This is a genomic window from Pseudomonas sp. PS02303 (assembly GCF_029959925.1).
Classification (GTDB): Bacteria; Pseudomonadota; Gammaproteobacteria; order Pseudomonadales; family Pseudomonadaceae; genus Aquipseudomonas; species Aquipseudomonas mandelii.
On sequence record NZ_JASCOM010000436.1, the window covers coordinates 1 to 2862 of the forward strand.

The window sequence follows — 2862 nt, forward strand, 5'->3', positions numbered from 1 at the left end:
ACGTTAATGTGACTGCCAGGCCGCCATCGCGAGCAGGCTCGCTCCTACAATGGTCAGGGTGTAGCTTACAAATCCATCGCCCATAAAAAAGCGCCGCCATCCCGGCAGCGCTCTCATCAATCCTTTGTTCTTTCTTCTTATCCTTCCATCACATCCCACAACGCTTCCAGTTCCGCCTCGCTGAATAAACCAGCGGGGTAGCGCTCGATCATCATCCGGCGCGGATCAGGTTCTCTGATCTGACGCGTTCCATTGGACTTCAACCAGTGCGCCAAGACCTGGAGCGATTCGCTATTAACTGCCAGGGGATGCAACGCCCGCTCTCTCACTACGTTCACTTCGGCGTTCATTTCAGCGCTCTCTCCTGGTTCGTGAGCGGCTAACTTATCCAAGGTTTATGACAGAACATCGAAGTCCTCCCCCTCCCTGTTTCACCCCGTGACAGATACAAGAGCTGTGCCAATGTTTCCCAAGTGTCGACAAGTGGATACAAAGAAGCCCGCAGTCCTTTGGGGCTGCGGGCTTCTGGGTGAAGAGCGGGGATAAACCGGCGTCTTGGTGATTTTTCAGCCGGTTCAGGCTGTTACAACCCCACTCACTCCTTGTGCGGCGCCGGCTGTTGTTGGGTAAGGCAGTGGATGTTACCGCCCCCCAGTAACAGTTCGCGGCCCGGCACCATCACCACTTCATGCTGCGGGAATAGCGCCTGCAGAATCTCTTTCGCAGGACCGTCCAGCGGGTCGTCGAAACTCGGCGCGATAATGCCGCCGTTGACGATCAGGAAGTTCACGTAGGAACCGGCCAGACGCACGCTCGGATTACGCTCCTGAGTCCCGTCCACCGGGTCCACACCGGCACACTCTTCCTCGGTCGCATACAGCGGCCCCGGGATCGGCATCTTGTGCACCGTGAATGGGCGACCCATGGCATCGGTGCTGCTTTCCAGCACTTTCATTGCCGCCTGGCAGCGCGGGTAGTTCGGGTCCTGCGGATCATCGGTCCAGGCCAGCAATACTTCACCCGGACGCACGTAGCAGCAGAAGTTATCCACATGGCCGTCGGTTTCGTCGTTGAACAGACCGTCCGGCAGCCAGATGATCTTATCCACAGCCAGATGAGCACTGAGCACCGCTTCGATTTCCCCCCGGCTCAGGTGCGGGTTGCGATTGCGGTTGAGCAGGCATTCTTCGGTGGTGATCAGGGTGCCTTCGCCATCGACGTGAATCGAACCGCCCTCGAGCACGAAGCCCTCGGTACGGTAGCGCTGGCTGCGCTCGATCTCGAGGATCTTGCCGCCCACCTGCGAGTCGCGGTTCCACGGCGAGTACAAACCGCCATCGAAACCGCCCCACGAGTTGAAGTCCCAGTTCACACCACGGACTTCGCCACTGTTATTGATGACGAACGTCGGGCCGGTGTCGCGAACCCAGGCGTCGTCGCTGGACATCTCGACCACACGAATATTCGGCACGTCGAGACGGGCACGGGCGTTTTCGTATTGGCCGGCGGAGACCGCCACGGTCACCGGTTCGAAACGGGCGATGGCCTTGGCGACGGCCACATGCGCGGCTTGCGCGGGTTTGCCGCCCAGGCGCCAGTTGTCCGGGCGCTCCGGCCAGATCATCCAGGTCTGGGTTTGTGGCGCCCACTCGGCGGGCATGTAGAAGCCGTCGGCGCGCGGGGTGCTGTTTAAAGTGGTCATGCGATCAGGACTCCAGGGAACCGTCGAGGGTTTTGATCGCATTGTATAGGTTCGGGCGACGATCACGGAACGAACCCCACGCGCTGCGAATGTGCTCCAGCTCGTCGAGGTCGAAGCTCTGGACCAGCACGCCCTCTTCAGTCTTGTCGAGTTCCTGGACCTTCTCGCCGAACTGGTTGGCGATGAACGATGAGCCGTAGAACGTGATGTCGTAGCCGTCCTGTTCTTCGTTACCGATGCGGTTGCTCGCGATCAGCGGCATCAGGTTGGCGCCGGCATGGCCTTGTTGCACGCGCTGCCAGTGGTCGCGGGACGAAATGGTTTTGTCGTGCGGCTCGCTGCCGATGGCGGTCGGGTAGAACAGGATTTCCGCGCCCAGCAACGCCATGCTGCGAGCGCACTCCGGGAACCACTGGTCCCAGCAGATACCGACGCCGATTTTCGCGTAACGGGTGTTCCAGACTTTGAAGCCGGTATCGCCCGGGTTGAAGTAATACTTTTCGTGGTAACCCGGGCCGTCCGGGATGTGGCTTTTACGATAAATCCCGAGGTTGCTGCCGTCGGCATCGATGATCGCGATGCTGTTGAAACGGGCACGGCCGGCCAGTTCATAGAAGCTGATCGGCAGCACCACTTGCAGTTCCTTGGCGACTTTCCGGAAGTGCTTGATGGCGACGTTGTCTTCAACCGTCGTGGCCAGTTGCAGGTAATCCGGGTTCGGTTTCTGGCAGAAGTACGGCGCCTCGAACAGCTCCTGGATCAGTATGATCTGCGCGCCTTTGGCTGCAGCCTCACGAACCAGCTTCTCAGCGGTCTCGATGTTGGCTTCAAGGTCCCAGGAACAGGCCATCTGGGTGGCGGCGACGGTAACGATACGACTCATGAATCATCTCCGGGCAAGTGCTGATGGGTCGAGTATGGCCTCGACCGATGACAGAAACGGGAAGCACGGGCGCGATGAGGCACGCCGTGAGCAATGGCGACTTTATAGCCGATAAATATCGGCTTTAAAAGCAATTAATCTTCCGACCGTCTAGTTTTACGCACTTAATCCCGATAACAATCGACATTATCGAATACTCCTTCGCGGGCAAGCCTCGCTCCTACAGGCCATGCGCCAATTTGAAATCGCGCAAATTCTGTAGGAGCGAGGCTTGCCC

3 protein-coding genes are annotated in these 2862 nt (G+C 58.8%); all 3 read right to left on the reverse strand.

Going from position 1 to position 2862, the window contains the following annotated elements:
* Window positions 1-137: 137 nt before the first annotated feature.
* The 3 genes from QMX98_RS33740 to aguB all read right to left on the reverse strand — a co-directional run bounded on the left by QMX98_RS33740 (window position 138) and on the right by aguB (window position 2585).
* Window positions 138-350 (reverse strand): hypothetical protein, encoded by a 213-nt coding sequence (locus QMX98_RS33740; RefSeq protein ID WP_010464685.1) that lies wholly within the window; start codon window positions 348-350, stop codon window positions 138-140.
* Window positions 351-595: 245 nt separating this feature from the next.
* The gene (gene aguA / locus QMX98_RS33745; RefSeq protein ID WP_282412047.1) at window positions 596-1702 is read right to left on the reverse strand and encodes an agmatine deiminase; all 1107 of its coding nucleotides are present in this window, start codon (window positions 1700-1702) and stop codon (window positions 596-598) included.
* A 4-nt stretch (window positions 1703-1706) separates the two neighbouring features.
* Window positions 1707-2585 carry an N-carbamoylputrescine amidase gene (gene aguB / locus QMX98_RS33750; RefSeq protein ID WP_077747518.1) on the reverse strand — a complete coding sequence of 293 codons (879 nt, stop codon included), beginning with the start codon at window positions 2583-2585 and terminating at the stop codon, window positions 1707-1709.
* Window positions 2586-2862 lie beyond the last annotated feature (277 nt).